28 protein-coding genes, 1 pseudogene and 1 other annotated feature are annotated in these 25,455 nt (G+C 31.4%); of the genes and pseudogenes, 11 read left to right on the top strand and 18 right to left on the bottom strand.

Annotation, left to right across the window (positions count from 1 at the left end):
• Window positions 1-49 precede the first annotated feature (49 nt).
• The 3 genes from ACFVRR_RS24320 to ACFVRR_RS14090 all read right to left on the bottom strand — a co-directional run bounded on the left by ACFVRR_RS24320 (window position 50) and on the right by ACFVRR_RS14090 (window position 1,286).
• The gene (locus tag ACFVRR_RS24320; protein ID WP_483867344.1) at window positions 50-274 is read right to left on the bottom strand and encodes a hypothetical protein; all 225 of its coding nucleotides are present in this window, start codon (window positions 272-274) and stop codon (window positions 50-52) included.
• A gap of 138 nt (window positions 275-412) precedes the next feature.
• Window positions 413-988: a tyrosine-type recombinase/integrase gene (locus ACFVRR_RS14095; protein WP_387329500.1), complete on the bottom strand. Its 576-nt coding sequence runs from the start codon at window positions 986-988 to the stop codon at window positions 413-415.
• A gap of 43 nt (window positions 989-1,031) precedes the next feature.
• Window positions 1,032-1,286, bottom strand: coding sequence for a site-specific integrase (locus ACFVRR_RS14090; RefSeq protein ID WP_387329497.1), 255 nt, complete (start codon window positions 1,284-1,286; stop codon window positions 1,032-1,034).
• A gap of 138 nt (window positions 1,287-1,424) precedes the next feature.
• Between ACFVRR_RS14090 and ACFVRR_RS14085 the strand changes: the two are divergent.
• Window positions 1,425-1,523: pseudogene (locus ACFVRR_RS14085) on the top strand (small, acid-soluble spore protein, alpha/beta type); the annotation flags it as partial.
• Window positions 1,524-1,933: 410 nt separating this feature from the next.
• Here the strand turns inward: ACFVRR_RS14085 and ACFVRR_RS14080 are convergent.
• From ACFVRR_RS14080 to ACFVRR_RS14055, 6 genes are all read right to left on the bottom strand, one after another.
• Window positions 1,934-2,239, bottom strand: coding sequence for a hypothetical protein (locus ACFVRR_RS14080; RefSeq protein WP_387329494.1), 306 nt, complete (start codon window positions 2,237-2,239; stop codon window positions 1,934-1,936).
• A 452-nt stretch (window positions 2,240-2,691) separates the two neighbouring features.
• On the bottom strand, window positions 2,692-2,841 hold the full coding sequence (locus tag ACFVRR_RS14075; protein ID WP_387329491.1) for a hypothetical protein: 150 nt from the start codon (window positions 2,839-2,841) through the stop codon (window positions 2,692-2,694).
• A gap of 226 nt (window positions 2,842-3,067) precedes the next feature.
• Complete coding sequence (locus ACFVRR_RS14070) at window positions 3,068-3,298, bottom strand: excisionase family DNA-binding protein (protein WP_387329488.1); 231 nt, start codon at window positions 3,296-3,298, stop codon at window positions 3,068-3,070.
• A 142-nt stretch (window positions 3,299-3,440) separates the two neighbouring features.
• Window positions 3,441-3,797: a nuclear transport factor 2 family protein gene (locus ACFVRR_RS14065; RefSeq protein ID WP_387329705.1), complete on the bottom strand. Its 357-nt coding sequence runs from the start codon at window positions 3,795-3,797 to the stop codon at window positions 3,441-3,443.
• Between the two features lie 41 nt (window positions 3,798-3,838).
• The gene (proS, locus tag ACFVRR_RS14060; protein ID WP_387329485.1) at window positions 3,839-5,272 is read right to left on the bottom strand and encodes a proline--tRNA ligase; all 1,434 of its coding nucleotides are present in this window, start codon (window positions 5,270-5,272) and stop codon (window positions 3,839-3,841) included.
• Between the two features lie 145 nt (window positions 5,273-5,417).
• Window positions 5,418-5,629 (bottom strand) — a binding site (T-box leader).
• A gap of 84 nt (window positions 5,630-5,713) precedes the next feature.
• Window positions 5,714-6,634 (bottom strand): DMT family transporter, encoded by a 921-nt coding sequence (locus tag ACFVRR_RS14055; protein WP_387329482.1) that lies wholly within the window; start codon window positions 6,632-6,634, stop codon window positions 5,714-5,716.
• 351 nt (window positions 6,635-6,985) lie between these two features.
• Between ACFVRR_RS14055 and ACFVRR_RS14050 the strand changes: the two genes are divergently transcribed.
• Entirely contained in the window at window positions 6,986-8,062 is a 1,077-nt protein-coding gene (locus ACFVRR_RS14050; RefSeq protein ID WP_387329479.1) for a DUF3900 domain-containing protein, read from the top strand.
• 162 nt (window positions 8,063-8,224) lie between these two features.
• On the opposite strand, the gene ACFVRR_RS14045 is transcribed toward ACFVRR_RS14050, so the two are convergent.
• Both ACFVRR_RS14045 and ACFVRR_RS14040 read right to left on the bottom strand, forming a co-directional pair.
• Entirely contained in the window at window positions 8,225-8,608 is a 384-nt protein-coding gene (locus ACFVRR_RS14045; protein WP_387329476.1) for a VanZ family protein, read from the bottom strand.
• A gap of 270 nt (window positions 8,609-8,878) precedes the next feature.
• Complete coding sequence (locus tag ACFVRR_RS14040; RefSeq protein WP_387329472.1) at window positions 8,879-9,226, bottom strand: hypothetical protein; 348 nt, start codon at window positions 9,224-9,226, stop codon at window positions 8,879-8,881.
• A 620-nt stretch (window positions 9,227-9,846) separates the two neighbouring features.
• On the opposite strand from ACFVRR_RS14040, the gene ACFVRR_RS14035 reads away from it, so the two are divergent.
• From ACFVRR_RS14035 to ACFVRR_RS14020, 4 genes are read left to right on the top strand one after another with little or no spacing between them, the layout of a single operon-like run.
• Complete coding sequence (locus tag ACFVRR_RS14035; RefSeq protein ID WP_387329469.1) at window positions 9,847-10,425, top strand: biotin transporter BioY; 579 nt, start codon at window positions 9,847-9,849, stop codon at window positions 10,423-10,425.
• A gap of 49 nt (window positions 10,426-10,474) precedes the next feature.
• Window positions 10,475-11,941 (top strand): AMP-binding protein, encoded by a 1,467-nt coding sequence (locus tag ACFVRR_RS14030; RefSeq protein ID WP_387329466.1) that lies wholly within the window; start codon window positions 10,475-10,477, stop codon window positions 11,939-11,941.
• The gene (locus ACFVRR_RS14025; protein ID WP_387329701.1) at window positions 11,937-13,043 is read left to right on the top strand and encodes an acetyl-CoA C-acyltransferase; all 1,107 of its coding nucleotides are present in this window, start codon (window positions 11,937-11,939) and stop codon (window positions 13,041-13,043) included. The genes ACFVRR_RS14030 and ACFVRR_RS14025 overlap by 5 nt, the downstream gene beginning before the upstream one ends.
• Window positions 13,044-13,084: 41 nt before the next feature.
• Entirely contained in the window at window positions 13,085-13,393 is a 309-nt protein-coding gene (locus ACFVRR_RS14020; protein WP_387329463.1) for a CHY zinc finger protein, read from the top strand.
• A 98-nt stretch (window positions 13,394-13,491) separates the two neighbouring features.
• On the opposite strand, the gene ACFVRR_RS14015 is transcribed toward ACFVRR_RS14020, so the two are convergent.
• The 4 genes from ACFVRR_RS14015 to ACFVRR_RS14000 form a co-directional block, all read right to left on the bottom strand.
• Window positions 13,492-14,109 (bottom strand): LysE family translocator, encoded by a 618-nt coding sequence (locus ACFVRR_RS14015; protein WP_387329460.1) that lies wholly within the window; start codon window positions 14,107-14,109, stop codon window positions 13,492-13,494.
• 137 nt (window positions 14,110-14,246) lie between these two features.
• A complete protein-coding gene (ppsA, locus tag ACFVRR_RS14010) occupies window positions 14,247-16,859 on the bottom strand; it encodes a phosphoenolpyruvate synthase (RefSeq protein WP_387329457.1) in 2,613 nt (870 codons plus the stop codon).
• A gap of 191 nt (window positions 16,860-17,050) precedes the next feature.
• The gene (locus ACFVRR_RS14005; protein ID WP_387329454.1) at window positions 17,051-18,889 is read right to left on the bottom strand and encodes an ABC transporter ATP-binding protein; all 1,839 of its coding nucleotides are present in this window, start codon (window positions 18,887-18,889) and stop codon (window positions 17,051-17,053) included.
• Window positions 18,890-18,904: 15 nt separating this feature from the next.
• Entirely contained in the window at window positions 18,905-19,363 is a 459-nt protein-coding gene (locus tag ACFVRR_RS14000; protein WP_387329451.1) for a MarR family winged helix-turn-helix transcriptional regulator, read from the bottom strand.
• A 239-nt stretch (window positions 19,364-19,602) separates the two neighbouring features.
• Here ACFVRR_RS14000 and ACFVRR_RS13995 point away from each other — a divergent pair, with 239 nt between their 5' ends.
• A complete protein-coding gene (locus tag ACFVRR_RS13995) occupies window positions 19,603-19,938 on the top strand; it encodes a YciI family protein (RefSeq protein ID WP_387329448.1) in 336 nt (111 codons plus the stop codon).
• Between the two features lie 172 nt (window positions 19,939-20,110).
• Here ACFVRR_RS13995 and ACFVRR_RS13990 read toward each other — a convergent pair whose 3' ends face one another.
• Complete coding sequence (locus ACFVRR_RS13990; RefSeq protein WP_387329445.1) at window positions 20,111-20,377, bottom strand: DUF1259 domain-containing protein; 267 nt, start codon at window positions 20,375-20,377, stop codon at window positions 20,111-20,113.
• Between the two features lie 339 nt (window positions 20,378-20,716).
• Between ACFVRR_RS13990 and ACFVRR_RS13985 the strand changes: the two genes are divergently transcribed.
• Entirely contained in the window at window positions 20,717-20,917 is a 201-nt protein-coding gene (locus ACFVRR_RS13985) for a cold-shock protein (RefSeq protein ID WP_025568372.1), read from the top strand.
• Window positions 20,918-21,255: 338 nt separating this feature from the next.
• Window positions 21,256-21,468, top strand: a complete 213-nt coding sequence (locus ACFVRR_RS13980) for a hypothetical protein (protein ID WP_387329440.1) — start codon at window positions 21,256-21,258, stop codon at window positions 21,466-21,468.
• A gap of 237 nt (window positions 21,469-21,705) precedes the next feature.
• Here the strand turns inward: ACFVRR_RS13980 and ACFVRR_RS13975 are convergent, their stop codons facing one another.
• Window positions 21,706-22,173: a CarD family transcriptional regulator gene (locus ACFVRR_RS13975; protein WP_387329437.1), complete on the bottom strand. Its 468-nt coding sequence runs from the start codon at window positions 22,171-22,173 to the stop codon at window positions 21,706-21,708.
• A 279-nt stretch (window positions 22,174-22,452) separates the two neighbouring features.
• On the opposite strand from ACFVRR_RS13975, the gene ACFVRR_RS13970 reads away from it, so the two are divergent.
• Window positions 22,453-22,653 (top strand): cold-shock protein, encoded by a 201-nt coding sequence (locus tag ACFVRR_RS13970; protein ID WP_098427505.1) that lies wholly within the window; start codon window positions 22,453-22,455, stop codon window positions 22,651-22,653.
• A gap of 360 nt (window positions 22,654-23,013) precedes the next feature.
• Here the strand turns inward: ACFVRR_RS13970 and ACFVRR_RS13965 are convergent, their stop codons facing one another.
• Window positions 23,014-23,175 (bottom strand): hypothetical protein, encoded by a 162-nt coding sequence (locus ACFVRR_RS13965; protein WP_387329433.1) that lies wholly within the window; start codon window positions 23,173-23,175, stop codon window positions 23,014-23,016.
• Between the two features lie 925 nt (window positions 23,176-24,100).
• On the opposite strand from ACFVRR_RS13965, the gene ACFVRR_RS13960 reads away from it, so the two are divergent.
• The gene (locus tag ACFVRR_RS13960; protein ID WP_387329430.1) at window positions 24,101-25,315 is read left to right on the top strand and encodes a VTT domain-containing protein; all 1,215 of its coding nucleotides are present in this window, start codon (window positions 24,101-24,103) and stop codon (window positions 25,313-25,315) included.
• Window positions 25,316-25,455 lie beyond the last annotated feature (140 nt).

The raw sequence follows: 25,455 nt of genomic DNA, 5'->3' as shown, positions 1-25,455 counted from the left end.
ACAATAAGTTTTCCTTCTTCAACTAAACTGCCAGTTAGTTGAAGAAGAATCATATCAATGAAGAAGCTAAAAATAACACCCTACCTCCATCAGAAATTGGAGGTGCTAAAATGACTATCAAAAAAGTAGGTAAGTTATGGTCATTTTGAATTGAAGCCGGTATAAATCCAAAAACAGGTAACCGTAAACAAGTATACCGTAGTGGATTTAAAACAAAGTGTGAAGCACAAGAAGAAATGACTGAAATTTCAGAATGACCAAGTAATCTTGACAATGAATATTCATCCAAATTTCCATTATTGAATGATTGAGCAGCATAAAAAAAGTCTAAATTTATGAGGAAATCCGTTTACCATCTACAGCCCGTTGTAAAAATATAACCATATAGCATGAATTTGAAAGGATATCCTATTTATTTAAATTTACTAAGTGGACTATTCATTCCTCTCTCTAAAATAACTTTATCGTCTGTTGAATTTAAATATATTTGTGTGGTTCTTAATTCTGTATGTCCTAGCAATCTGCTCACAGTATATATATCCGTATTATCTAGCATTGTCTGTGCATAGTATCTTCTACAGTTATGTACTATACCGTTTACATCTTCTATCCCTAATTCAAGACAAGCCCTTTTTACAACGTTTAAAGGCATCTTAATTGTTAACATACCTCCATGAGTTGAAACGAATAAAAAAAGTGTAGTAAAGCCTTTTCCGTTAATGTATTCTTCTCTCTTTCTCAAAAACTTATATAACTGCTTTTGTAAATGTAAACTAATTGGAACATATCTAATTTTATTACCTTTACCAAGAATTCTAATTGCATTATCGCTAATATCATTTAGTTGAATCTGTCTAATTTCACTATTTCTTATTCCTGTTTCAATCAACATTGTAACCAAAGTTTTATTTCTAATATCTAAATAAAACTTACCATTATAGAAATTAATTATTGCTTTAACATGATCATGGTTAAAAGTTTTAATCATTGGTTTTTTTTCTGGTAAATAAGTAATCTTTTCAGCGGGATTTTTAGTAAGTATTTCTTCTGCTACACCAATTAAAAAACACCTTCAATGTAGCTATCTTTTTATTAATCGTTGAAGGTTTTACCGTTTTCATACAAAATTTTATATATTGCTTAATTGTAAAAGTATCTATATTATTTAAATCGCCACCGTACCAGCTGCAAAAAGCATTTACAGTATACTTATGTGTTGTAACGGTTGTGTTACTTCTACCCTTAATTTCCATATCTAATAAATATTCTTTTAAAATGTTTAACACAATAATCATTCTCCAATCATTATAGTATTTTTAATTGAAGAACAAAATTTAAAACTGTTTAACTTAGTTATATTGGTAGTTATTCAAACTCCTTAAACCCTTAACAACGCCTTTAGTATTAACGCTTTAACACCTTTCGTAACCTCCCATGAAAACGGTAAAGTAGGTGGCCGGATTGGTGGGAATATGGTGAAGGAATTAGTTAGAATGGCGCAGGAGAATTTGAATAAACGTTGAGCGATAAAAAGTAATATGATGTAGTAAAAACATAAGTTTAATTCAGTAGTTCATATCTGCCCCTCACCTGTCATCTAAAGTAAAGTATTAGAATAAAAATTTTTTATATTATTCCTCAAATGTATAAACTTTATTAATTAAGGATTTTATAAAATGTACCCATAATGGTACGCGCATGAATAGAAAAATATGTGAACTTTTTCAAGTTGTATCATTCTTAGCTGTGATCCATCACAGTAACAGACAATTTAGACACTTGCTAACGGGGTGTCTTTTTGTTTGTAAATACACTAATTACTTTCTCACATGTAAATTAGTACTAAGTTGGTCAACTCTAGTAAGATAATTGTTGTTTAATTGATTAAATGAAAAATGCCCTTGATCCAATTAAGAACACAGGGGCATTAGTATTAAATATTCTTATACTCTTTTTGATTTATTTCCCTTAACTTTCTCAATAGCCATTTTGCCCATATAAGATCTTTTCCAAATCTTGGAGAGAGGTTTATAGGTTTACATTCTACTTCGTTATGATTCAACTTGTCATAGACTCCTTTAGTAAAAAGAGATTTATCTACGTAGTTATTTAATTTGAAGAAATCCTCATCTTCTGAATTTTTATGAAGATCTTCAGGTACCTTAACTTTTGAAAAAATATTGCCAAAATCACTTTCTTTAAAACCGCCTCTAAAAAAATCATCAAACAGATTGGACATATTAAACACTCCTTTTATTTCTGAATAAAGAGTTTGGCTATGAATGCATAAGGGTATTGTGTATTTGTTGTACACAATTTTAAAGAGTATATTGCGACAACTTTTTAAAATCTTGGTAAAATTTTGTCCAACAAATAAAAAGTTCAATACTTAATTATTGAAACTCCATACATGATCTATTTAATTTAACCAACACTTTTTTAATAAAATTTTACTAATTAAGGTAAATTAAAATAATTAGAAAAAAGAGCTCTAATTGATACGAGCAAGTACAATAGGGCTAAATAAAAGGGAAAAGACTTGAACGAGGTCCTTTCATTTGTATAATAACATTGATTTATTTTTTGGGACTTCCATAAATGTTACAAATTTAGAACAACTTAATACAAAAAAAATCCCTGTATCCATTAAAGAGACAGGTTTTTTTTATTATAATCAATATAGAATAACTATTAGAAAAGTCCATGCACTAAATATTTAACAAAATCAGTAAAACCTTCTCCTACCCCTGAATAGATCATTTCGTGATAAGCATTATTCATACTTAAAGCGATCGATATTGTTATAAGGACGGGGACAATTATCATTACTCCCTTTTTCACTGTATAACACTCCTTAAAGTAACTTTTGAATTTTTCATTAAATGTAAGTCAGAAAGTTTTAAAAAATACTTATGATAATAATGTATACAATTTGTATGAAGTAATCAATTGTGAATTAATTCCAGTTAATATTTTTTTGTTGAATTTCATTTAAAACATAAAAACACAAAAAATCAGATCGAAAAAAGTAACTTGTAATAGCAACTTCTTACAATCTGATTTTATGTTAATCTTCGTCTTTTACATCTGGGTCCTCAGGAATTGGTTCGTTATAGTAATCTGCAATCATTTTTTTTGCTTTTTCCATTTGTTCTAAATGATTATTAAATTGCTCTTTGTAGATTAAATATTGTTCACCATCATGTACTGCTCTTATTTTTCGTTCTTGAATTAATTGGTTTATATAGGATTCTTCAACATCTAAGTATTCCGCTGTTTCTTTAATTGTTAAATACATTTTGTTCTCCTTAGTAAATATACTAACATTATCTTACCATAAATTTGAAAATCATTTGAAACAGAAAATAAATATAGAAAATTAAATAACCTAAATAAAAAAAAACACAAATCAAGGATTCGTGTTCTTATTATAAATACACCTAAAACTCTGTTGGTGTGCCCTGATGAAAATACATTTTCCATTGACCTTCTTTAAACTTCCAAATTGAACTACGTAAGGAATGTTGTTTCTTTATTTCATTAAATATTCGGTAAGTAACAAGTGTAATTTCGTCTGATAATGGATGAATTTCAAAATCACTTAATGTCATTTTTACGATTCCAATGCCATTTTCTAATTGATCATTTTTATATAAAACTCTACCTGAACTTCCGAATTCAAAAAATTCATCGGCTAGTAGATTTTTCAGTTCATTTTGTGAGGTGCGAATTTCTGGTTTAAGTAATTTTTCTTCTAACATACAAAGATGCTTTTTTAAAAAATCTAAGCTTTCCATCATTCGTTCACCTTCTTAATTTTATTTAGATTGATATTGAATTAGTAAGCTTTACCCCAATAGACCATTACATCCGTTTTCTTTCCACAGCATACACATGTATCAGCAAGTTGTTCTTGTTCGAATGGAATACATCTTGAAGTTAAGCCAGCTTCTTCTTTTATTTGTTCTTCACAAGCTAGATCCTGACACCACATTGCTTTAATGAAGCCTTGTTTTTCATCACTGATTTGTTTTAGCTCTTCCATTGAAGTAGCTTCATATGTTTTTTCTGTACGATTGTTTAATGCTTTTTCGTAAAGAGCTGTTTGGATTTCTTCAAGTAATTTTGTAATATTTTCTTCTAAAGCGTCTAATGAAACGACCGTTTTTTCTCGCGTGTCACGTCTTACTAAAACTGCTTGATTCTTTTCAATATCTTTTGGACCAATTTCAACACGAACTGGAATTCCTTTCATTTCATATTCGTTAAATTTCCAGCCTGGCATTTTATCAGAAGTATCAATTTTTACTCGAGCAATCTTTGAAATACGGTTTTTTAATTCAGTTGCTTTTTGGGTAACGCCCTCTTTATGTTGAGCAATTGGAATAACCATTACTTGAGTTGGAGCTACTTTTGGAGGTAGTACTAATCCGCTGTTATCACTGTGAACCATAATTAAAGCCCCGATTACTCTTGTTGTCATACCCCAAGAAGTTTGGTGAACATATTGTCTTTTAGAGTTTTTATCTGTGTATTGAATATCAAATGCTTTTGCAAATCCATCTCCAAAGTTATGAGATGTACCACTTTGTAATGCTTTCCCATCGTGCATTAAGCTTTCAATTGTGTAAGTAGCTTTTGCACCTGCGAATTTTTCTTTTTCTGTTTTTTGCCCTTTAATAACAGGAATTGCTAAGAAGTCTTCTAAGAAATTAGCATAAACATTTAGCATTTGAATTGTTTCAGCTTGTGCTTCTTCAGCGGTTGCATGTGCTGTATGACCTTCTTGCCATAAGAATTCAGTCGTTCTTAAAAATGGTCTTGTTGTTTTTTCCCATCGAACAACTGAGCACCATTGATTATATAATTTTGGTAAGTCATTATAGCTTTCAACTGTTTTTGAAAAATGCTCACAAAATAGTGTTTCTGATGTAGGACGAACTGCTAATGGTTCAGCTAATTCATCATGCCCACCATGCGTTACCCAAGCAACTTCAGGAGCAAAGCCTTCTACATGATCAGCTTCTTTTTGTAATAAAGATTTAGGGATAAATAATGGCATATATACATTTTCATGATCTGTTTGTTTAAATTGAAAATCTAATTCTTTTTGGATATTTTCCCATAGTGCATAACCATAAGGTCTTAAAATCATACAACCTTTTACACTTGAGTAATCGACTAATTCTGCTTTTTTTACGATATCTGTGTACCATTGTGCAAAATCAACATCCATATCTGTAATTGCTTCAACAAATTTTTTTGTAGTCATTTTCTCTACTCCTAATCATTTTTTAGAAAATAAAAAAACGCGCGAGAATAATCTCCAAAGGGACCATTCTCGGCGTTACCACCCTAATTACTATATAGAAAATACGAAATAAGCGGATGAAAAACAAAAAACGCCATGAATGATCGAAAGGGACCATTCATGGCGTTACCACCCTACTTATTATGTAAAAGCTCTACATAATCTCTTAACATCTTTAACGGGAAAACCGCTGTAGCCTACTTTTATTTCGGTACAGAGACTCCAAGGCTGGTTCAGAATACTTGCTTTAGGAATTTGCACCAACCATTCCCTCTCTAAAAAGCTTATAAACTTACTATTCCTTTTCTAAGTCGTTTATTAATTTAAAGTTATAATACGTGAACAAATTGTATCTGTCAATGTGTATTATACCCATTTTTTTAAAATTTCTTACATTTCTTACTATATTGCCTCATTTTTTACTTCTTTTGTTCGTTTCTTTGGTAAAGGTACTTCAGATAGCAGCATGCCACCTACAATAAAAGTCCCACCAATAATTGTTTGAATCGATAGTGTTTCATTTGCAAATAGTACTGCTGTAAATGCCGCAAAAACAGGCTCAAAAATAAAAATTAATGCTGCTTTCGTTGAAGAAATATGTTGTTGAGCAAACATTTGAACCCAAAACGCAATACTCGTACAGAATACTGCAGTCACAATTACTGCAAAAATGAATGTCGGGTTGACCCAAAGTTCTTTTGAAAATGAAACGGAAGTATCTTCAAAAATTAGAGAGAAAATCGTACTACTAATGCCAACTGTTGCTAGTTGAATCGTTGTAAAGGTGATTGGATCCATTTGCTTTGTATACTTTCCTGATAAAATAATATGGAATGCAAATGCAACTGACCCAATTAGTGTAAGTACATCTCCAAGATTTACAGAAAATGAATCACCTAAAGTTAAGAAACTTAGTCCCAGTAATGCAATTAAACATGCGATTACGGTAGACCAGTTGGATCGTTCTTTATAGACTAAATATAAAAGAACAGGTACTAATACAACACATAGACCAGTAATAAAACCTGATTTTGATGAAGTTGTATACTTTAATCCAAATGTTTGAAGTAAATACCCTAAAAACAACATGAATCCAATTCCACTAGTAATAACGATTTGTTTAACCGTTAATTTAGTTTTTTGCTTTCTTTTAATTAAAAATGGCAAAAGGACTAAAGTTGCCAGGATAAATCGAAATGCGTTAAATGCAAACGGTTCAACGTATGCAATCGCATTTTGGACTACTACAAATGTTGTGCCCCAAAGTAATGTTACGATAATTAATGAGATAGTAGCTATTTTATCTATTCTCAGGTCTCTCATCCCCTCTCCAACTAGTTGGTCCCATAAAATTGCAAGTAAAGAAAACTCGTTGATTGACGAGCCTAATTGGCGACTAAGTTGAACTCACTTCATTTCTGCCAATTTATTCCCACTTAACGAAAAAAAGATGTGAAATTACCACATCCAAGTACTTTAAATTTTATTGGTTCCACATTAAATTATATCCTTATTTTATCATAGTGTGTAATGAATTTGTCTCATAACTGTAAAATTTCTCTATCTTATGATAATTTTTATGGAAATTTTGCCCAAAACTTGATTAGTTCATGATTGACTCAACGAATCCTCATCCATATACTTAAATACAGAAAAATAGGAAAAGGTGATTGGATGGATTTTGAAATTACATATTTATCGTTTTATGTTGTTACTGTAGAAGGTAAAGGTGAACAATCCGATAAACGATATAAACATTTCCAAACATTAGATGAATCAATGTTTGAAGAAAGCGCATTGAAAGGCTTTTTAGAAGGTGAACTTGAACGAATTGTCAATCGAAAAGTTGAAAAACATCCAAAATCTGATTCTGTACCTACAAAATTAGGTCACTTTATCGTCGAAGAAGGCCACTTTTTAGACTCAAATCCAAATTATAATTTATTCCAGCGAATAAGAGATGCTAAATCAATTGAAGATTTTAAAGCAGAAAATGAAACTTTAGTCATTAATTACATTGATACAAGTGCAGTTCGCGGTGGAGCATTTTTAGTTATTCAAGCGAAACTAAGAAAATATTTTGATGATCCATTCTTATTTGTACTAAAATGCGATTTCGAACCAAAAGTAGCCTCCATTTCAGATGAATCTACTCTCATTAAAACGGTTGAAATGGCAATTACAACGAAAAATATGAAATCGATTCAATATCCATATATGGAAGAATTAGGGATGATCTCAGAAAGTGAATTAAAAATCCATCAAGCATCTCACGCAAGATATTTTGAAGATTTTTTAAAATTTGTTTCCTATTCTGAATCAATGCCTGAAATTGTAAAATCTCAAGTAATGGAAATGGTTTATGACAAAATTGAAGACGTTTTTGAAGAGGAAAGTATTGAAAGACAACAATTTGATGCAGCAATGGAAGTATGGGCAGCAAGTCCTAAACGTGAAATTCAAGAGCATTTTACACCCAATGAAGTAATCGAAGCAGCGGCACAGATCGTGGAACATACACCAGAAATTGAATTATCATTTAAAGCGGATCACTTTTCTGTAAAAGGTTTACTAGCTGATTTCGGTGATAACCTCCATATTGCAAAAGTAAACGGTCGATATGTTGTAATTTTAGAAGCTGATACATTGCAATTTGAAAAGGGATTTTCACCGATTGAGTTTTTGAAGCCGGACGAATTGGATGATGTCATTGATCGAATTGGTCAGAAAGTAAATATTCCGGGATATTAAAACGATCGACTAACTCATATAAAAAGTTAAAAGACAGTTTGCTATTACTAGCTTGCTGTCTTTTCGATTTCAACTAGATTGCTTTATGTAGTCACCTGCTAAGTGAACACCTTTAGAAAGTTGGTAAAAACATTCTAGTCTTTTTTTAAATTAAATTATTTCTTAAGCATCATATATATGTTTTAATAAAGAGTTTAATTTTACATCACTTTTCCTAACTGATAACTTAAATAAATATGAAAACAATTTAAATATACTATAACCAATTAACGTTCCCGTAAAATTAAATATGACATCATTAATATCAACAACTCTAAAAGTGTAACCATTATGTAGTCCAATAAACCCTTGCAAAGACTCAATTATGACTCCTATTAATAATCCAGCTATGACTATTTTTTTAAATGTACTTTTTGTAATAAAAGGAAGTCCAAAGCTGAATGGTATTGTCATCAAAACATTCAATAAAGAAGTCTCAAGGTCCTGCATTGTAAGAGTAAAAAGAGGGACTAGATTCTGGTTTTTCCATACATGTAGTCCAATCATATTCCTGAAAGTTTGAGATACATTGGAAATTGAGTATATTTAAGAACATTACATAAATAGATATACATAATAGTGAAAAAGAATAAATACACTATATTTTTTTTGAATTTTATCTTTAAAACAAATAATATCATACATAATATAATTATAGATCCATATAAAATCCATCCATTGAAATCTATCATTTTTTCCATTTTAAAATCACCTCCAATTCAAACCATACAAAAAGACAGTTTTTTTATGGATTTTTAATTTTTTGAACGTTTTATTTTACTGATTTTTTAGCGTTCTTGATCCTTTGAGATTATTTCCGTCGTCATTACTATTGATCCTTTCAATTCTTAAAAAATACTTAGTTCCTCCACCTACTGTTTTGAACATTCCTGAAAAATTACTACTTACTTTTGCTTGAACAGATCCAAAGCTGTAACCACTAGTTGCATTCCAAAGACTAAACAATAAATGAATTGGGGTGTTTTTAGCACCTGCATCTTTACTGTAAACATAAGTAGAACCATTAATTAATACCTTACCTGCATCTAATTTATGATAAGCGCCATCCCCTCTTCCATCTAAAGAAACTTTTTCTATCTTGAGAGAAGATACTTGTACTAGCAAATGCAGGAATAGTAAAAACAAGACTTAAAATGATATAGCTTAGGGTAAGAAAAATATCAATTTCAGATTTTTCATTAAATAACCTCGCCTTCTGTTTTTATTAATATAACACTTCAAATCCTAACAAATTATTACAAATTTGGAACAATTTTGAATGAATTGTCGAAAATTCGTTAAAATTATTATGTTTATTTTTTGTTAAACAATTATGCATGTCCTTACTACAATAAAAATGAGCCATCCGCATAATCATCAGTTACATTAATTATTTACTTTCCTTTAAATATGTTTAACTTCTATCGGAGATTTTAAAATAACGACAAGTTTACCATCTGATAGTTGTTAAAGTCCTATTACATCTATTTTAGCGTGTTTCCTAAATTTCTAGCATAAGTAGACTTATCCGCTCCCCCTGACCTAATTACTATAATTTTACTTAGTCCATCGCTCTATAAATTCTTCCAATTCATCTCTCTTTTTTAAATCTTTCATCTTAGATTTTTCTAGTATTCTATCTTAATATAATATATGTTAACTAAATAAAATATTTAGTTGACATATAATTTAAGTTTCATTAATATGATAATAGTTATCAGAAAATTGACAGTAGGAGAATTAAAATGAAAATCAAAGAAATTACATTTGTAGCAATGTTTGCAGCAGTTATGGGTGTCCTTGGACAAGTTCCTCCGATTATGTTATCCTTTACACCAGTTCCAATTACTTTACAAACACTTGGTGTTCTTCTAACTGGTGGTGTTTTAGGTGCAAGATTAGGTGCATTAAGCCAAACCATCTTTTTATTACTAGTTGCAGTTGGAATGCCGCTTCTATCTGGTGGTCGTGGTGGTTTTAGTGTATTTGCAGGACCAAGTGTTGGTTATTTAATTTCATGGCCTATTACGGCTTTTGTAATTGGGTATTTATTATCTCGTTTTAAAACCTTAAAATTAAAACAAGTCTTATTGATTAACTTGACTGTTGGAATTCTATTAATCTACTTAATCGGTATCCCAATTCAAGCATTTATGATGGGAATTCCAGTTATGACAGCTGCTAAATTAAGTTTAGTATATATTCCAGGTGATGTATTAAAAGCGATTCTTGCTTCAATTTTAGTATTCAAACTAAGACAGCAACCGGTTTTTTCAAGCTCATTGACAAAAAACTATTCTAAACAATCAACAGAAAATATGTAAATTTTTGGGACACTCTTGTTGTGTCTCTTTTTTATAGAGGTGATTTAAAATGGCAAATACTACAGAAACCTATCAGAAAAACGCTAGATTGTCGCCTGACAAAATCGCGATACATACGAGTAATCAACAAATCAGTTATAAAGAATGGAATAAATTAATTAATCAAACGGCTAATTGGTTACACTCTTATCAATCAATTTCGAAAACAATTGGTATTCTTTTACCGAATGGCATCTCCTTCTTGCAGATGTTTACAGGAGCGTCTAAAGCGGGTTGGATTGCCGTTCCGTATGATATGAAATGGAATCTAGCGGATTTGGAAAAAAGGGTAAAGCTTTCGAATCCTTCTATTATTGTTACAACAAAAGATATGTACAATAAGATTCATTCGATCCTTCCAAATGTGAAGATTATAGATGATATCTTTCAAAAAATAGGTCAATTTGATTCCTTATCTACAATTGAAATAAATGAGAACCTACCTTTCTATGTCGGATTTACCTCAGGTACAACCGGGAGCCCGAAAGCATTTATTCGTTCTCAAGATTCATGGGTTGCTAGCTTTGATTGCAATCGCTTTGACTTTGGATTAGATGAAACGGATCAAACTCTTATACCTGGAGCTTTAATCCATTCTCATTTTTTATATGGTGCAATTAGTACCTTATATTTAGGTGGAACTGTTATCCTTTTAGAAAAGTTTTCTCCTATTAATGTAATATCACGAATTAATTCTTTTCCTATTACGACTATTTATGTTGTTCCGACAATGATCGAAGCATTAATAAAAGTAGGTATTCAAGTCGATCGAGCGATGAAAATACTTTCGTCTGGTGCAAAGTGGACCGAAAAATCTAAAATTGAATTTCGTCATTTGTTTCCTGCTATGATAATCTACGAATTTTTTGGGGCTAGTGAATTAAGTTTCATTACCGTATTGTCGGATCGAGATGGTGACCTTAAGGCAAAAACGGTTGGAAAGCCTTGTTATGGTGTTGAGTTACAAATTCGTCGACCAGACCAAGAGTTAGCTAAACCGAATGAAACTGGAAAAATATATGTGAAAAGTAAGTATTTAATAAATGGATACTTTGAAGAAAATGAAAGAACCATTTATTCAATTCAAGATGTTGATGGCTGGGCTACAGTTCATGATATGGGCTTTATTGATGAAGACGGTTTTTTAACAATAAACGGGCGTGAAAAAAATATGATTTTATACGGAGGTATTAATATATTTCCTGAAGAAATCGAAAAAGTTATTTCTCTTCATCCGGATGTTGAGGAAGTTGCAGTCGTTGGTCTTTCAAACCCGTATTGGGGTCAGATTGTTGCTGCAGTGATCAAAGGCAAATCTAATTCTTTTGAGCTAAAAAGATTTTGTAAAACACACTTATCAGCTTATAAAATACCTCGCAAATGGTTTTTTCAAAACGAAATGCCGTATACGACTAGCGGAAAAATCGCACGTGCGGAAATAATTAAACAAATCGAAATGCAGGTGACTAACAATTAAAAGAGCTGTTATTGTCAAAGCAAAGCGAACACCTATTGGAAAAAAAGGTGGAATTTTACGAGAATTTCAACCACATGAACTTGCTGCCCCATTGCTCAAGTATTTGGCAGATGGGTTAGATGAAAAGATTGATGACATCATTTTAGGAAATGTTGTTGGCTCAGGGGGAAATGTCGCTCGTGTTTCTGCATTGGAAGCGGATCTTTCTCTTACAGTCCCAGGAATCACAATCGATCGTCAATGTAGTGCAGGATTAGAAGCGATTCGAATGGCTTGTTACTTAGTCCAAGGTGGTGCTGGAACTTGCTATCTTGCTGGAGGAGTTGAAAGTACTAGTACCTCCCCATTTCCTGCTAGAGCAAGATTTTCACCTGACAAAATTGGTGATCCTGATATGGGGATTGCAGCGGAAAATGTAGCTGAAAAATATGGTATCTTAAAAGAAGCTCAAGATCAATATGCATTATTAAGTTATACACGAAGCTGGGAATCTCATCAAAACGGACACTTCAATCAAGAGATTATTCCAGTTGGTGATTTCGACCATGATGAAGTATTTTTCAAAAAAAGAAAGATGGAAGAACTTTTAAAAAGAGCAAAACCTGTCTTTAAAAAGAACGGTACAGTCACAGCTGCAAATAGTTGTGGCATTCATGATGGGGCCTCCGCTGTTCTAATTATGGAAGAAAATGAAGCAATAAAAAACGGTTTAAAACCAGTTTTACGATTTGTGGATAGTCAAGTTTCTGGTGTTCATCCTAATTATCCAGGTGCAGCACCGATTCCTGCTATTCAAGATTTGTTAAGTAGAAACAATTTAACAGCGGCTAATATAGAACTTTTTGAAATAAATGAGGCTTTTTCTTCAAAAGTACTAGCCTGTTCTAAAGAACTTTCCATCCCTACTTCCAAGTTAAATAGTTGTGGTGGAGCATTAACGATTGGCCATCCATATGGGGCTTCCGGAAGCATCATGGTCACAAGACTCTTTTATGAAGTACAAAGAAGAAAAAATTTAGATTCAAATTATGTAGTCGCTGCAATTGGAAGTGGTGGTGGAATCGGATTAGCTGTCTTATTCGAAATCGTAAAACAAAATTAAAAAATCATGAAGTAGTAAAAAGTATAAAGAGAGGTAAACAGATGAAAGTAATCGGTTCAATCGATCTACATACACGTTGTAAACATTATCATACAGCAAGAGATATCATTGCTATCAAATTCAAGTGCTGTAATACATACTATGGATGTTATTATTGCCATGAGGAAAGCGCTAATCATGAGCCAAAAGTCTGGGGTAAAGATGAATGGCAAACAAAAGCGATTCTTTGTGGTAACTGTCATGAGGAATTAACAATTCAAGAATATCAAGAATGTAACTACAAATGTCCTAAATGTGAATCTGATTTTAATCCAGGTTGTAAAAACCATTACCATTTGTATTTTGATTGATTTAATCAAGAAAACTAAAGTTGGATCCTCTGTAATATAAGAACAATATAAAAAGGATGCCAGTCGGCATCCTTTTTATATCGAATAGTATTAATCTGTTACGATTGTGTTTGAAGAGCAACTCTTAAACCCAACCCTATATAAACTAAGCCAATCGCTTTCCCCATCCATTTTGGACCTTTTGTTTTTTTACTAAAGATCTTTTTACCGATTACACTTGATAAAAGCACTAGTAAAGTTGTGTACAAAATACTAAGTGATACAAATGTCAAACCAAGTGTTAACAGTTGAATGAATACCGGATGTCCATTATGTTGAACAAATTGAGGTAAAAGTGCTAAGAAAAATAGTGCAGTTTTAGGGTTTAATACTTCGATCAGCACCGCTTGACGAAAGGAAAGTTTACTATTTACTTCTTTTTGTTCAGTTGCTTTTCTACTGTTTTTCGATTTTTTAATGATTGCAGTGATACCTAAATAAAATAAATAGGCTGCACCTAAATACTTTACGATTTCAAAAGCAAATGCAGAAGTCATTAAAATGGCAGAAAGTCCAAATACGGATGCACATGTATGAATTAGATCACCGACAGCAATTCCAACGCCTGTTAAGATGCCATTCCATTTCCCACCTTTCATTGTTTGGGATAATGTTAAAAGTACAGCTGGTCCTGGTATTAAAAATAGCATTAATACAACTAAAATAAATGAAAGCATGATGATCATCTCCTCTCGTTACTTTTTATTTAGACTATTATACAATATATTTTTGCAGTAATTGCCTAAATTGTTATTTATTTCAATAAAAATAAGCCGCTTTCCACAATTTGAAAAACGACTTATTCATTCTACATTTATAATATTTCAATATAGCCTTCTGTTCCATGAACACGAATTCTTTGCCCGTCTTTTATCAGTTTGGTAGCATTCTCTACACCGACAACTGCAGGTAAACCATATTCTCTTGCGATAACCGCTCCGTGTGTCATCAGTCCTCCAACTTCAGTGACCAGCCCTTTTATCGCAACAAATAAAGGTGTCCAACTAGGGTCCGTGAATGAAGTAACTAATATGTCACCCTCTTCTAAGTTTGCATCTTCCATATTTAAAATAACACGTGCTCTTCCTTCCATTACACCTGAAGAAACAGCTAAACCTAAAATCGCTTCTGCTGGAAGATTTTCACGTTTATATTCACCTACAATGATTTCACCATCAGATGTTAAAACTCGTGGAGGTGTTAGTTTAGTATATAATTTGTACTCGTCTTTTCGTTTATTAATGATTTGATAATCTAGTTTATTTGTGCAAACAACTTCGTGAAGTTCTTCAAATGTGAGATAAAATAGGTCTTCCACTTCAGAAATGACATTATTTTTAACTAGTTGTTCAGCTTCTTTCAATAAAGCTAGCTTATACACAAAATAGCGACTAATCATTCCATACTTTGGATATTCACGATATCCAATGAAATTCCTGATTAGACTAATAACTTCCTTTATCTCCTCCGCTTTTTGTTTACCATCCGGTAATAGCAACAATCGTTCTACAAGCTCTATTTCTTTTTGTTTTGCTTTTTCTAGCCCTTGCTTAAATCTCCGTCTACTTTCATGCGGCTCAAAGTTTTTAATGTTACTAAGAATCATTGGGACAAGTGTAGATGGTTTTTCGCTCCAACGTGTTCTAGTCAGATCAATTTCACCAGTACATCTCATTCCGTATTTTCTTAGATAATCAACAATTGCATTTTTAGTTTCTTGTCCACCCACAAATTTAATTACTTCATCCAAAAAGTTATCATCTTCTATATGTTGCAAATAATCGATTACTTCTGGATAAGGACGAATTACATCGGCGACATCCATTAGTGCTAGACCCATTTCTGAAGTAATATTATTCGGTACAGATTGCGTAATGGTATCTCCTACATTCTTTTCATCTAACCATTCGTATATTTTTTCATTAATCCATTCTGTCGCATTCATAGCGGACATAAACACCGCGGAACTTCGCGGGTCAAATAATAACTCTCGTAATTTCTGAAGATCTTCTATAATAAAATCCATTAAATCTGATCCTGATTTCATTTGAATGTTTTGTTTTAATTCTTCGATTGATGTTTCGTTTTTCTTAATCAATTCAGTTACAATTGTTGGATCGTTTTCGATTAGTGCTTTAAAACTCGACGACGAATGTTCTTGAACATTTTTAGTGGGGGTTGGTGCTTTATTCTCAGTTGATGATTCTAGATAATCTTCTCCTGCTACAACCTTTAATAGAGCGTCTTTTAAGAGCGGATCTGATTTTCCTATTGCCTCTATAAACATATTTCTTCTGTCAGGTGAAGCAAGATGTTGTGAGATATCAACAAATAATCTACCTCCTGCTTTACGCATAGGTGCCCTAGAGGTTAACATCCAAAACGACAATCCCAATGGTTTGATTGGATCGGTCATCATTTGTTGATGGCCAACAGATAGATAGACGTGTTTTTCTTGATCATCTACTTCTGGAATCGGAAAGAGAGTTGTGATTGGACGACTTTGGACAATATAAAATGTATCTTCTACTAAACACCATTCGATATCTTGTGGACATCGGAAATAAACTTCAATTTGTCTACCAATTTGTGCTAGTTGTAAAATTTGTTGATCAGTAAGTGTTTGAGTGATTTGTTTTTGTGAATCAATCTGCTGTGACTCTGTTCCGCCTTCTCTTCGACCATAAATAGCCAATTTTTTAGTTGCGATTCTCTTATCGATGATTTTATTATCTTGTACCATATAACAATCGGCCGATACTAAACCAGAAACTAAAGCTTCTCCAAGTCCAAAACTTGCATCAATTGATACTACCTTTCGATTAGAAGTAATGGGATCAGCAGTAAATAAAATCCCTGAAGCCTGAGGGAAAACCATTTTTTGAATAACAACAGATAGGTAAACTTGATTGTGGTCAAATTCATTTTGCATACGGTAGATTACCGCACGATCCGTAAATAAAGAAGCCCAACATCTACTAATATGTTGTAAGATATTTTCTTTACCAATAATATTTAAATACGTGTCTTGTTGGCCAGCAAAAGAGGCATGTGGCAAATCTTCAGCAGTTGCACTAGAACGCACAGCGTATGCAAGTTCCTCGCCGAATTTGGAGAGATAGGTAGAAACTGCATTTACAACTTCGGAAGGGATTGCTACTTCTAAAATAAGGTCTCGAATCTTACTGCAAATCTTACTAATTTGATCTCGATCTTTTACATTTAGCATTGTTAGTTGATTCAATAAATCATGATAGGATTCGTTTTGATCTAGGGCTTTTTGGAACCCCGCTGTTGTAATACAAAATCCTTCTGGAACGTTTATATTAGGAATTTTTGATAATTCACCTAAATTTAATCCTTTTCCGCCAACGAGTAAAAGTTGGTTTTTATTAATCTCTTGGAAATCGAGAACAAAAGAATTCATTCCACATCTCTCCTAACCTTTAATGTCTATTGATTTTATCAGTTGAAAATAAGAAGATAAAGTCTATTTTAGCCATTTTTTTTATGGTATAATTAAAGTAGGAAGAGTATGTAAGAAAATCAAACAACTAAAAATCTATTCACCACTATATAGAATGAAAAAAGCACAGAAATTAATCTGTGCTTTTTTTTTTATTCAATAGATGCGATTGGTTTTTTACCAAACTGTTTATTGTACAATTCTTTATATAATCCATTTTGCATTAACAATTCTTCATGTTTGCCTTCCTCAACAATTTGACCATCCTTTAACACAATGATGCGATCCGCGGCCATAATGGTTGAAAGTCGGTGAGCAATAACAATGGACGTTTTATTTTTTAATAATCCTTGTATTGCACTTTGAATATAAAACTCAGATAAAGTATCTAATGATGAAGTTGCTTCATCAAGAATAATGATTTCAGGATTTTTCAATAATACACGAGCGATTGAAATTCTTTGTTTTTCTCCTCCTGAAAGTTTGATCCCTCGATTTCCGACAATTGTCTCATAACCATTTGGTAAGTCCATTATGAAATTATGAATATATGCTGCCTTACAAGCATTGGTGATTTCTTCGTCTGATGCTTCAGGGCTTGCATATAATAAATTTTCTTTTATCGTTCCATTAAATAAATAGCTATCCTGTGTAACAAGTCCAATATGTGACCGTAATGATTCTAACGTGAATTCTCTAATATCTCGACCACCTATTTTGATTGAACCTGATGTAAAATCATACAAACGAGGAATTAAATTGGTAATGGTTGTTTTACCAGCTCCACTAGGTCCAACTAATGCAGTCATTGTGCCGGATGGAGCAATAAAGGAAATATTTTGCAAAGCGGTTTTATCTTTCTGATAAGAAAATGATACATCGTTAAATTCAATATCTAAATGAGTAACACTCATTTCAGTCGCATCATCACGATCTTTAATCGTTAATTTCATATCAAAATATTCAAAAATACGTTCGAATAAAGCGATCGAACTTGTAATATTTACATAAAGATTTGTTAATTGTCCAACTGGCCCGTATAAACGACCAAGTAAAGCTACAAAGCTAATAATAGCCCCGATTGTAATCTGACCGTGAATAAATAAATATCCACCATATAAATAGATGAGCATTGGGCCGATGCTAGTAAAAGTTGATAAAATCATCATAAACCAGCGGCCTGCCATAGATTCCTTTATTTTAAGATTAGTAGCCTGTACATTAATATCATCAAAATTTTTAAATTCCTTTTGTTCTTTTGTAAAAAGCTTCATTAATAAATAACCACTAATATTTAATGTTTCTTGTATAATATGATTTTGCTCACTTGTTTTTTCCTGTGTCTGTTTTGCAATACTCCAACGAACACTTCCCATTTTACGGGTTGGTAGAATAAATAATGGTACAATGATTAATCCTAGTATTCCAAGCCTCCAGTTCACTATTAACAATGTGGTAGCGGTAGAAATAAGAATGAATAGATTATTAGCGAAACTCACAATCGTACTATCAAAAACAGCTTTAACACCAGAAATATCAGCTGTCATGCGGGTGATCACTTCACCTTGCTTAACGTTCGAATAAAATTGGTATGGCATTTGTTGTAAATGGAGATACATTTGGTTTCGCATATCGTAAATAATTTTTTGGGCAACATATGCATTTAAATAATTTTGCCAAACACCCAATAACTCTGAAATAATTGTAGTACTAAGTGAGGCAAGTACGAGATAGATTAGGAGACTTAAATCTTTATTTGGTAAGGCTGTATCAACAATATGCTGAATGATGATAGGCGGTAAAATGCCTAGTACTGAAGTAACTAATAAAATAAGCACGACAAGTGTTGTTTGCTTCCAATACGGAATAAAATATTTTGCAATTCTAAGTAGTATTGCCTTTGTTATATTTGGTTTTTGTGCGTTTTTATCATATTTCATTCGCCCAAAACCATGGGGACCCATCGGAGGTCCACCACCCCATCCTGACATAATTAAACGTCCTCCTTATTTCGAACAATTAGTTTGTTCATTTGATAAATCAGTTAAAATTTTTTTTTGCATGTCTATAAGTATATTAAGCTCATCCTGTGAAAATTGTTCCAGTGAATTTGCTAAACTCTTATATGCTTCTGATTCTTCTCGATAGCGTTGACATAATTCTTCACCATCGGGCGTTAAAAATAATTGAGTTTCGCGGCGATCAATAGCTGACGTTTCTCTTTTTACATAATTTTTCTTCTCTAATTCATCAATACTAAGACTCACTCTGCTTTTAGCAGTCCTAATTCGTTCAGTTAGTTCCTTTTGTGATAAACCTTCATTATTTCGAATTGAATTGAGGATAATTAACTGTTGGAAGGTTATACCAAGTTTAGTTGCAGTTAGTAAGTTTATTCTTTTTATTTGACGCGCAATTGAAATAAACGAATTTGTTAAATCGATTGCTTGTTGAAAATCTGGCATCATATCACTCCTTTCATTAGTTTACTATATAAACTGTTTACATTGTAAACTAATAATAAAACTTTATTGTTCATTTGTACAATTAAAAATTATTAATAAATAGACAATAGGATATTTTCTACAGCATTTCTTAAATTATTCAGTGATTTGGTTGATCTTAAATTTTGAAGTGTATTCAAAAGTGATTTGTGAAATAATTGTAGGTAAAGATCGTCAGAATGAATGGAGGTACATTAAGGATGGCAGATAACACACCAATTAATGATTCAGTAAAGATGCACTTTTTGCTAAAATCTATTCCCCCAAGAACAACCTTTCAACAGGACATGACAGATGAAGAACGGAAAATTATGGGAAAACATATTGCTTATTGGACAGAAAAACAAAACCAGGGAATTGTTCTAGTGTTTGGACCAGTTCGAAATCCTTCCTCACCTCATGGCATTGCAATAATTGAAGTTGAAAATGAAGACCAAGTCCCAAAACTTATCGAAGAAGATCCAGCCGTGTTAGCTGGAATCATGTCTACGGAATATTATCCGATGCTCGCAGTACTCCCTAAACAAAATACATGATGTAGGTGTTGAAAAAATTGAACGAAATTAAAAAAAGCAAACGGATCAGTGGTGAACTGTCCATTTGCTTTTTTTATTTCATTTATTGATTACATACTTTATATAATTTTAGTCACTCAATTAAGTAAGTATCCTAAAAAAGACCTGCTTCTTTTGCTGCCTCAAAACTAACTCATGTAAATTCCACTGGATCAATATTAACATTTTCCCAATGCATATACATTAAACGTGGTTTATCAAAAAGCCAATGATTATGAACTGCTGTCACGATAATTCCTCTTTTTCGTAATGCTGTCATTAATGGGTTAATCTCTTTCTGACGGACAACAGATTCGCCAAGGTTTAAACCATTATCTTCAAAAGATAACATGAAAGGAAGTGCTAATGGAGAACGAGTCCTACGACCTAATATAGTCGCATTTATATCACGTAGACGCATAATTACACATACAGGTGTAGCTTAAACAACATCTCCTCCAATCATATCCGCAAGTCTTTGACAAGTTGAGATATCATCACTCTCTTCATTCTTTTTATTTTTTACTCAATATCTTATGAAGAAAATGAAGGGCGGGTGCCTAGCTTAATCCTTAACTAATCATCGTAAATACCTCTCAATATCCAATGATTTCTAATTAAAAATTAAAAAAAATCCTTTAATTTCCAATTAAATAAGTGAAAAGTCCTATTTTTTTAGTAAGAGAATTTGATTATCTTACATTAAATTGTTATTATATAAACATTAAATGTGTTCAAGCACATAAGGAGGAAATAAAAAATGGAACATGGTAAAGTAAAATGGTTTAATGCAGAAAAAGGTTTTGGATTCATCGAGCGTGAAAATGGTGATGATGTATTCGTTCACTTCTCAGCAATTCAATCTGAAGGATTCAAATCATTAGATGAAGGTCAAGCAGTTACATTTGATGTAGAACAAGGACAACGCGGACCACAAGCAACTAACGTTAAAAAAGCATAATTAAAAAAGTCGGATTCTATTGATAGAATCTGACTTTTTTTATAATAAAAATAACCCCCCTATTCATTGATTAGGGGGGGTTAAACGTGGAGCTCGGGTAAAGAAATGGTTTAAAGTATTATAGCCTATAAAAAATGAATACACAACATTCATTTTATACCTTCATTAAGTTAATTTTACTTACTATGTGTATTTGTATATTGAAAGTGTATGAGAATTATTAACGTTATACTCTGAAGATAAAATAATCAACCTACAAATAATTTGTAATTTAATTCAATTTACAGGACAACACCTCTTCTGTGTCGAATTATATAATTTAGAAGGGAGATGGGAAAATGAGTAAGGAAAATCTATTAAAGAACCTTCGACTTGCAACAAGAGGAAATTTCTTTATATTCAACATTAAAAATTCATTGGAAAATGATCCAAATATGATTGAAAAACTAGCTAAGGAACTAGAACTAGATGGATTAATCAAACTAAAAGAGTGCACACAGTTAGAAGATTCACTCTTTTTAAGCGGAATACTTAAGTATGCATCCAAATAAATTGGATGCTTTTTTGTTGATGAACAAGTTGAAAATGAAATGGATACTCGATTTCAGTTATTCAATAAATAATGGTTAAATTTTTATTAGCAACATTATATTCAAAATGGAATTTAAAAGTAGGAACACTAGCATAGATTGAACGGGGCTAATGTTTTATATAAGGGGTATCGTTTCATACACGATTTGAAAATTTGAAATTCTGTAATCTTCCTTGTAAGTTGAAATAAAGATTTTTTACCCGAATAATAGTTCTTTGGCTTGACTTTGTGATATCCCTTTAACTAATTCAAGTTCGCTTATAAAAATTTTACTTGCGTTACCTAACATCTGTTTTTCACTTGAATTAAGAGATTTTTCTTTATCTATACGCATTAAATCACGTACTACTTCTGCGCCATCTTCAATATTACCTGTTTTCATTTTCTCAGTATTTAGCTTAAATCTTTGTTTGTATGATAGAGAACGATCAGATTCTCCATTATGAAAATTTATTAATATATTGTCGAGTGTATTTGAATCAACGACCATTCGAATTCTTGAATTACTCATTTTTGAAATTGGAATCATTACTTCCATCTTTTTAATTAGTAATCTTATAATAAAATACTGCTGAATTTCACCTTGAACTTCTTTTTCTTGAATGGATTCGATCACACCTGCTCCTTGCATTGGATAAAAGATACTATCACCAACTTCAAACATTATCTACACCCCCATTTAATTGAACCTATATAAGCATAACATTTATTATTTTTTTGTCAAAATAAATATTTTATCAATAATAAATTAGTCTTGTCAATAAGTAAATAAATTTTTTAGTTAGTGTTTTTATTTTTAAAATTATGACTAAGAATTAAGTAAAAATTAATCATAAAAAAATATGTAAATTCACCAATAATTTAGGTGAATTTGATTATTTTTGCATTTAATGTTAAGATTGGATTATTACATTGTGTGAAAGCGCACTAGGAGGAAACAAAAATGGAACAAGGTAAAGTAAAATGGTTTAATGCAGAAAAAGGTTTTGGATTTATCGAGCGTGAAAATGGTGATGATGTATTCGTTCACTTCTCAGCAATTCAAACTGACGGATTTAAATCATTAGATGAAGGTCAAGCAGTTACATTTGATGTAGAAAAAGGACAACGCGGACCACAAGCAACTAACGTTAAAAAAGCATAATTTTAAAAAATAAAAGTCGGATTCTACTAGTAGAATCTGACTTTTTTTATTTTTATCTAATAAAAATAAAAACCCCCTATTCATTTAAGAATAGGGGGGAATTTAAACGTGGAGCTCAGGTAAAGAAATGGTTTAAAGTATTATAGCCTATAAAAAATGGATATACAAATTTTTACTAAAAGAAAATCGTTAGTAAACTAATAAGATTATTCGGATTATTAGAGTAACAAGCATTTGATCATATTCATTTCTCATTCGTTCGATTTCAGTTATTTTTTGAGATATCCATTCAATTACCTGTTGATTTCATTTAAAGGTATAAAAAATTAAATCTAGCGTTTGTTAATACTAAATTGGTCCTTACTTTTCCATTAGTTTATCTTCCCTTTTATCTACTAATAGATCCTCAAACGATAATTGTTCTACTTCTTTCGTTTCGTTTGATTGAGTTACAGGTGTAGCAAAATTAATTTGCCATTCACCCGAGTAATTAATAATTGTTCCTTGTATTTCCTTCCTCATTGTTTATTTTCCTTTGCGATCATTTTATAATCAATTTTTTTAGATATATTTTTATACTAAATTATAAAATAAATAAGAATTAATTTAAACATTTATTCTCTATTTGTCGTTAACTAACATTAGTTTAACAACACTTTTATACTCTTATTTCTTAAATAAAAATATTTTTAAATATACTTTTAGTACTGGAGTTTCACATTTTTGTTTAGTGTGGATTTTCCCTTTAATTCAGTAACAAAATTGGTTTACACGATTAATGTGTAAACCAATTTTCATTAAACGGTCAATTAGGTACTTCCATATCCATCTCCAAATTATTTTGTTTCACAATCGGTTTCGCAGCTTTTGAAAGCAGACCGGAGATCGATACAGCAATAAGTACGAAAATTAAAGCACGAAGTAACCCTATTTGTTCACCGATAATTCCTAAAAATGGTGGTCCTATTAGGAATGCTAGGTAAAAAGCCGTTGATACTGCACTTACTCTTGCAGCTACTCTATGAGGATCGTCTCCTGCAGCGGACAGTCCAACTGGAAAACCAAATGCTGCCCCAAGGCCCCAAAAAACACATGCTATGGCATTTGGTTCAAAAGTTTACAACTATGTTAGAAAAATCTGTGGAATTACATTTGATATCTCAATTTGGTAAACCTAAATATATCAATTTGTTAATATTTTTCTTATAAGATGAGGTTATTAATAGATTTTTTATCTCTGAATTGATTTTTATTATAGTTTTCATTTCTAGTTTCTATTAATTAAGAACTTCTTTATAGTAACGAATTTAAATAAATACTTACGTAATTAGAAAGGGAAAATACTTTGTCCATACTCCTTACATTAATAAAACACCATCGTTATCTTTTGTTATTTTCAGTGAATCTCCTTGAACTTATTGCTTTACCTATTTCAGGAGAAATCACTATGAGTTATTCGGGGTATCTAATATACCAAGGTAAAATGAGTTATATATTTTCTATTTTCTTGGCAACATTGGGTGCTGTTATTGGAATTACTGTATCTTATTTAATTGGTAATGGATTCGGTTATAATCTAATTCTAAAGTACGGAAAATATATACACTTTGGTCCCGAAAAATATAATAAAACGGCAAAATGGTTTGATCATCATGGTAATAAACTCTTGCTATTTGCTTTTTTTATACCTGGAATTCGCCATTTTACTGGGTATTTTAGTGGGATTTCCCGATTACCTTTTAAAATATTTGTACAGAATGCATATATTGGTGCGTTTCTATGGTCGATAACATTTGTCACTCTTGGTAAGGTTCTTGGTCCTCAGTGGGTGAAATTTCATCATTCTGCTAGTAAATACCTTGGAATAGGAATAGTTGGTCTTTTAATTTTCATTGTAATTTTATTCTTGTTAAGGAGATACAAAACATCTTTAAAATACTTTTTAAATAATTATATAACTTCATTTTCAACTCGTTTTTATTTATCATTAAAAAGAATGAAAATTTTTATTATATGCCTTGCTGTTTTGTTTTTAAGTATGCTTATTTTTACTTTAGGATTGGGTGAACAATATTTACACAATGAGTTTAAAGAGTTAAATGAAGTTAGTATATATATCATAAACGAACTCTTTGGAGACAACTGGGCTTTCATAATGAAGGGATTACTTGTTCTTCAAATACCTTTAATTTTACTTCTTATTTCGTTGGTTACTTTAATCTTACTATTTGTTAATAAGAGAAATTTAATATTGGAATTCTTATTTTTTATAACATCTATTGTTGGTGGAGTGATATTCAAAGAAATAATTACGCATGTATTTCATTATTTAAAACCTAATGCCGGCTCTTTATTACATTTTAAGTTTCCAAATGAACAATCTTTTATGTCAATTGTCGTCTATGGTTTTTTTGTTTTTGTATTGATACGCCATTTGAAAAACGATATCTATACTCGAATCAAATTGATCACTCCAATTATAGTTTTATTTCTTTTATTATTAATTGGAGTAGCAAATATATATTTCTCAATTCAAATTCCAAGTGACATTATAGCAGGATACACATATGGAGCAGCATGGTTATTTTTAAATTTATTACTACTTGAAATAATTCGTCTCATACAACAATATAAGACATTTCCAAACAAACGTACCATTTAGACATTTATCTATTTAAAATCAATGAAAAAGTAAAATTATGACATATAAGTGAGACGGAATGGATATGATAGTATCTTAACTCTAATAGAATATGATTTAATTGTTAACTAGTAAAATTCAATAACAACTTTGTAAATTTG

The sequence above is a fragment of the Gottfriedia sp. NPDC057948 genome (genome assembly GCF_042887255.1).
Taxonomy (GTDB): domain Bacteria; phylum Bacillota; class Bacilli; order Bacillales; family Bacillaceae_G; genus Gottfriedia.
The sequence above is the reverse complement of the archived record's forward strand: the minus strand, read 5'-3'. Positions and strand labels throughout refer to the sequence as shown.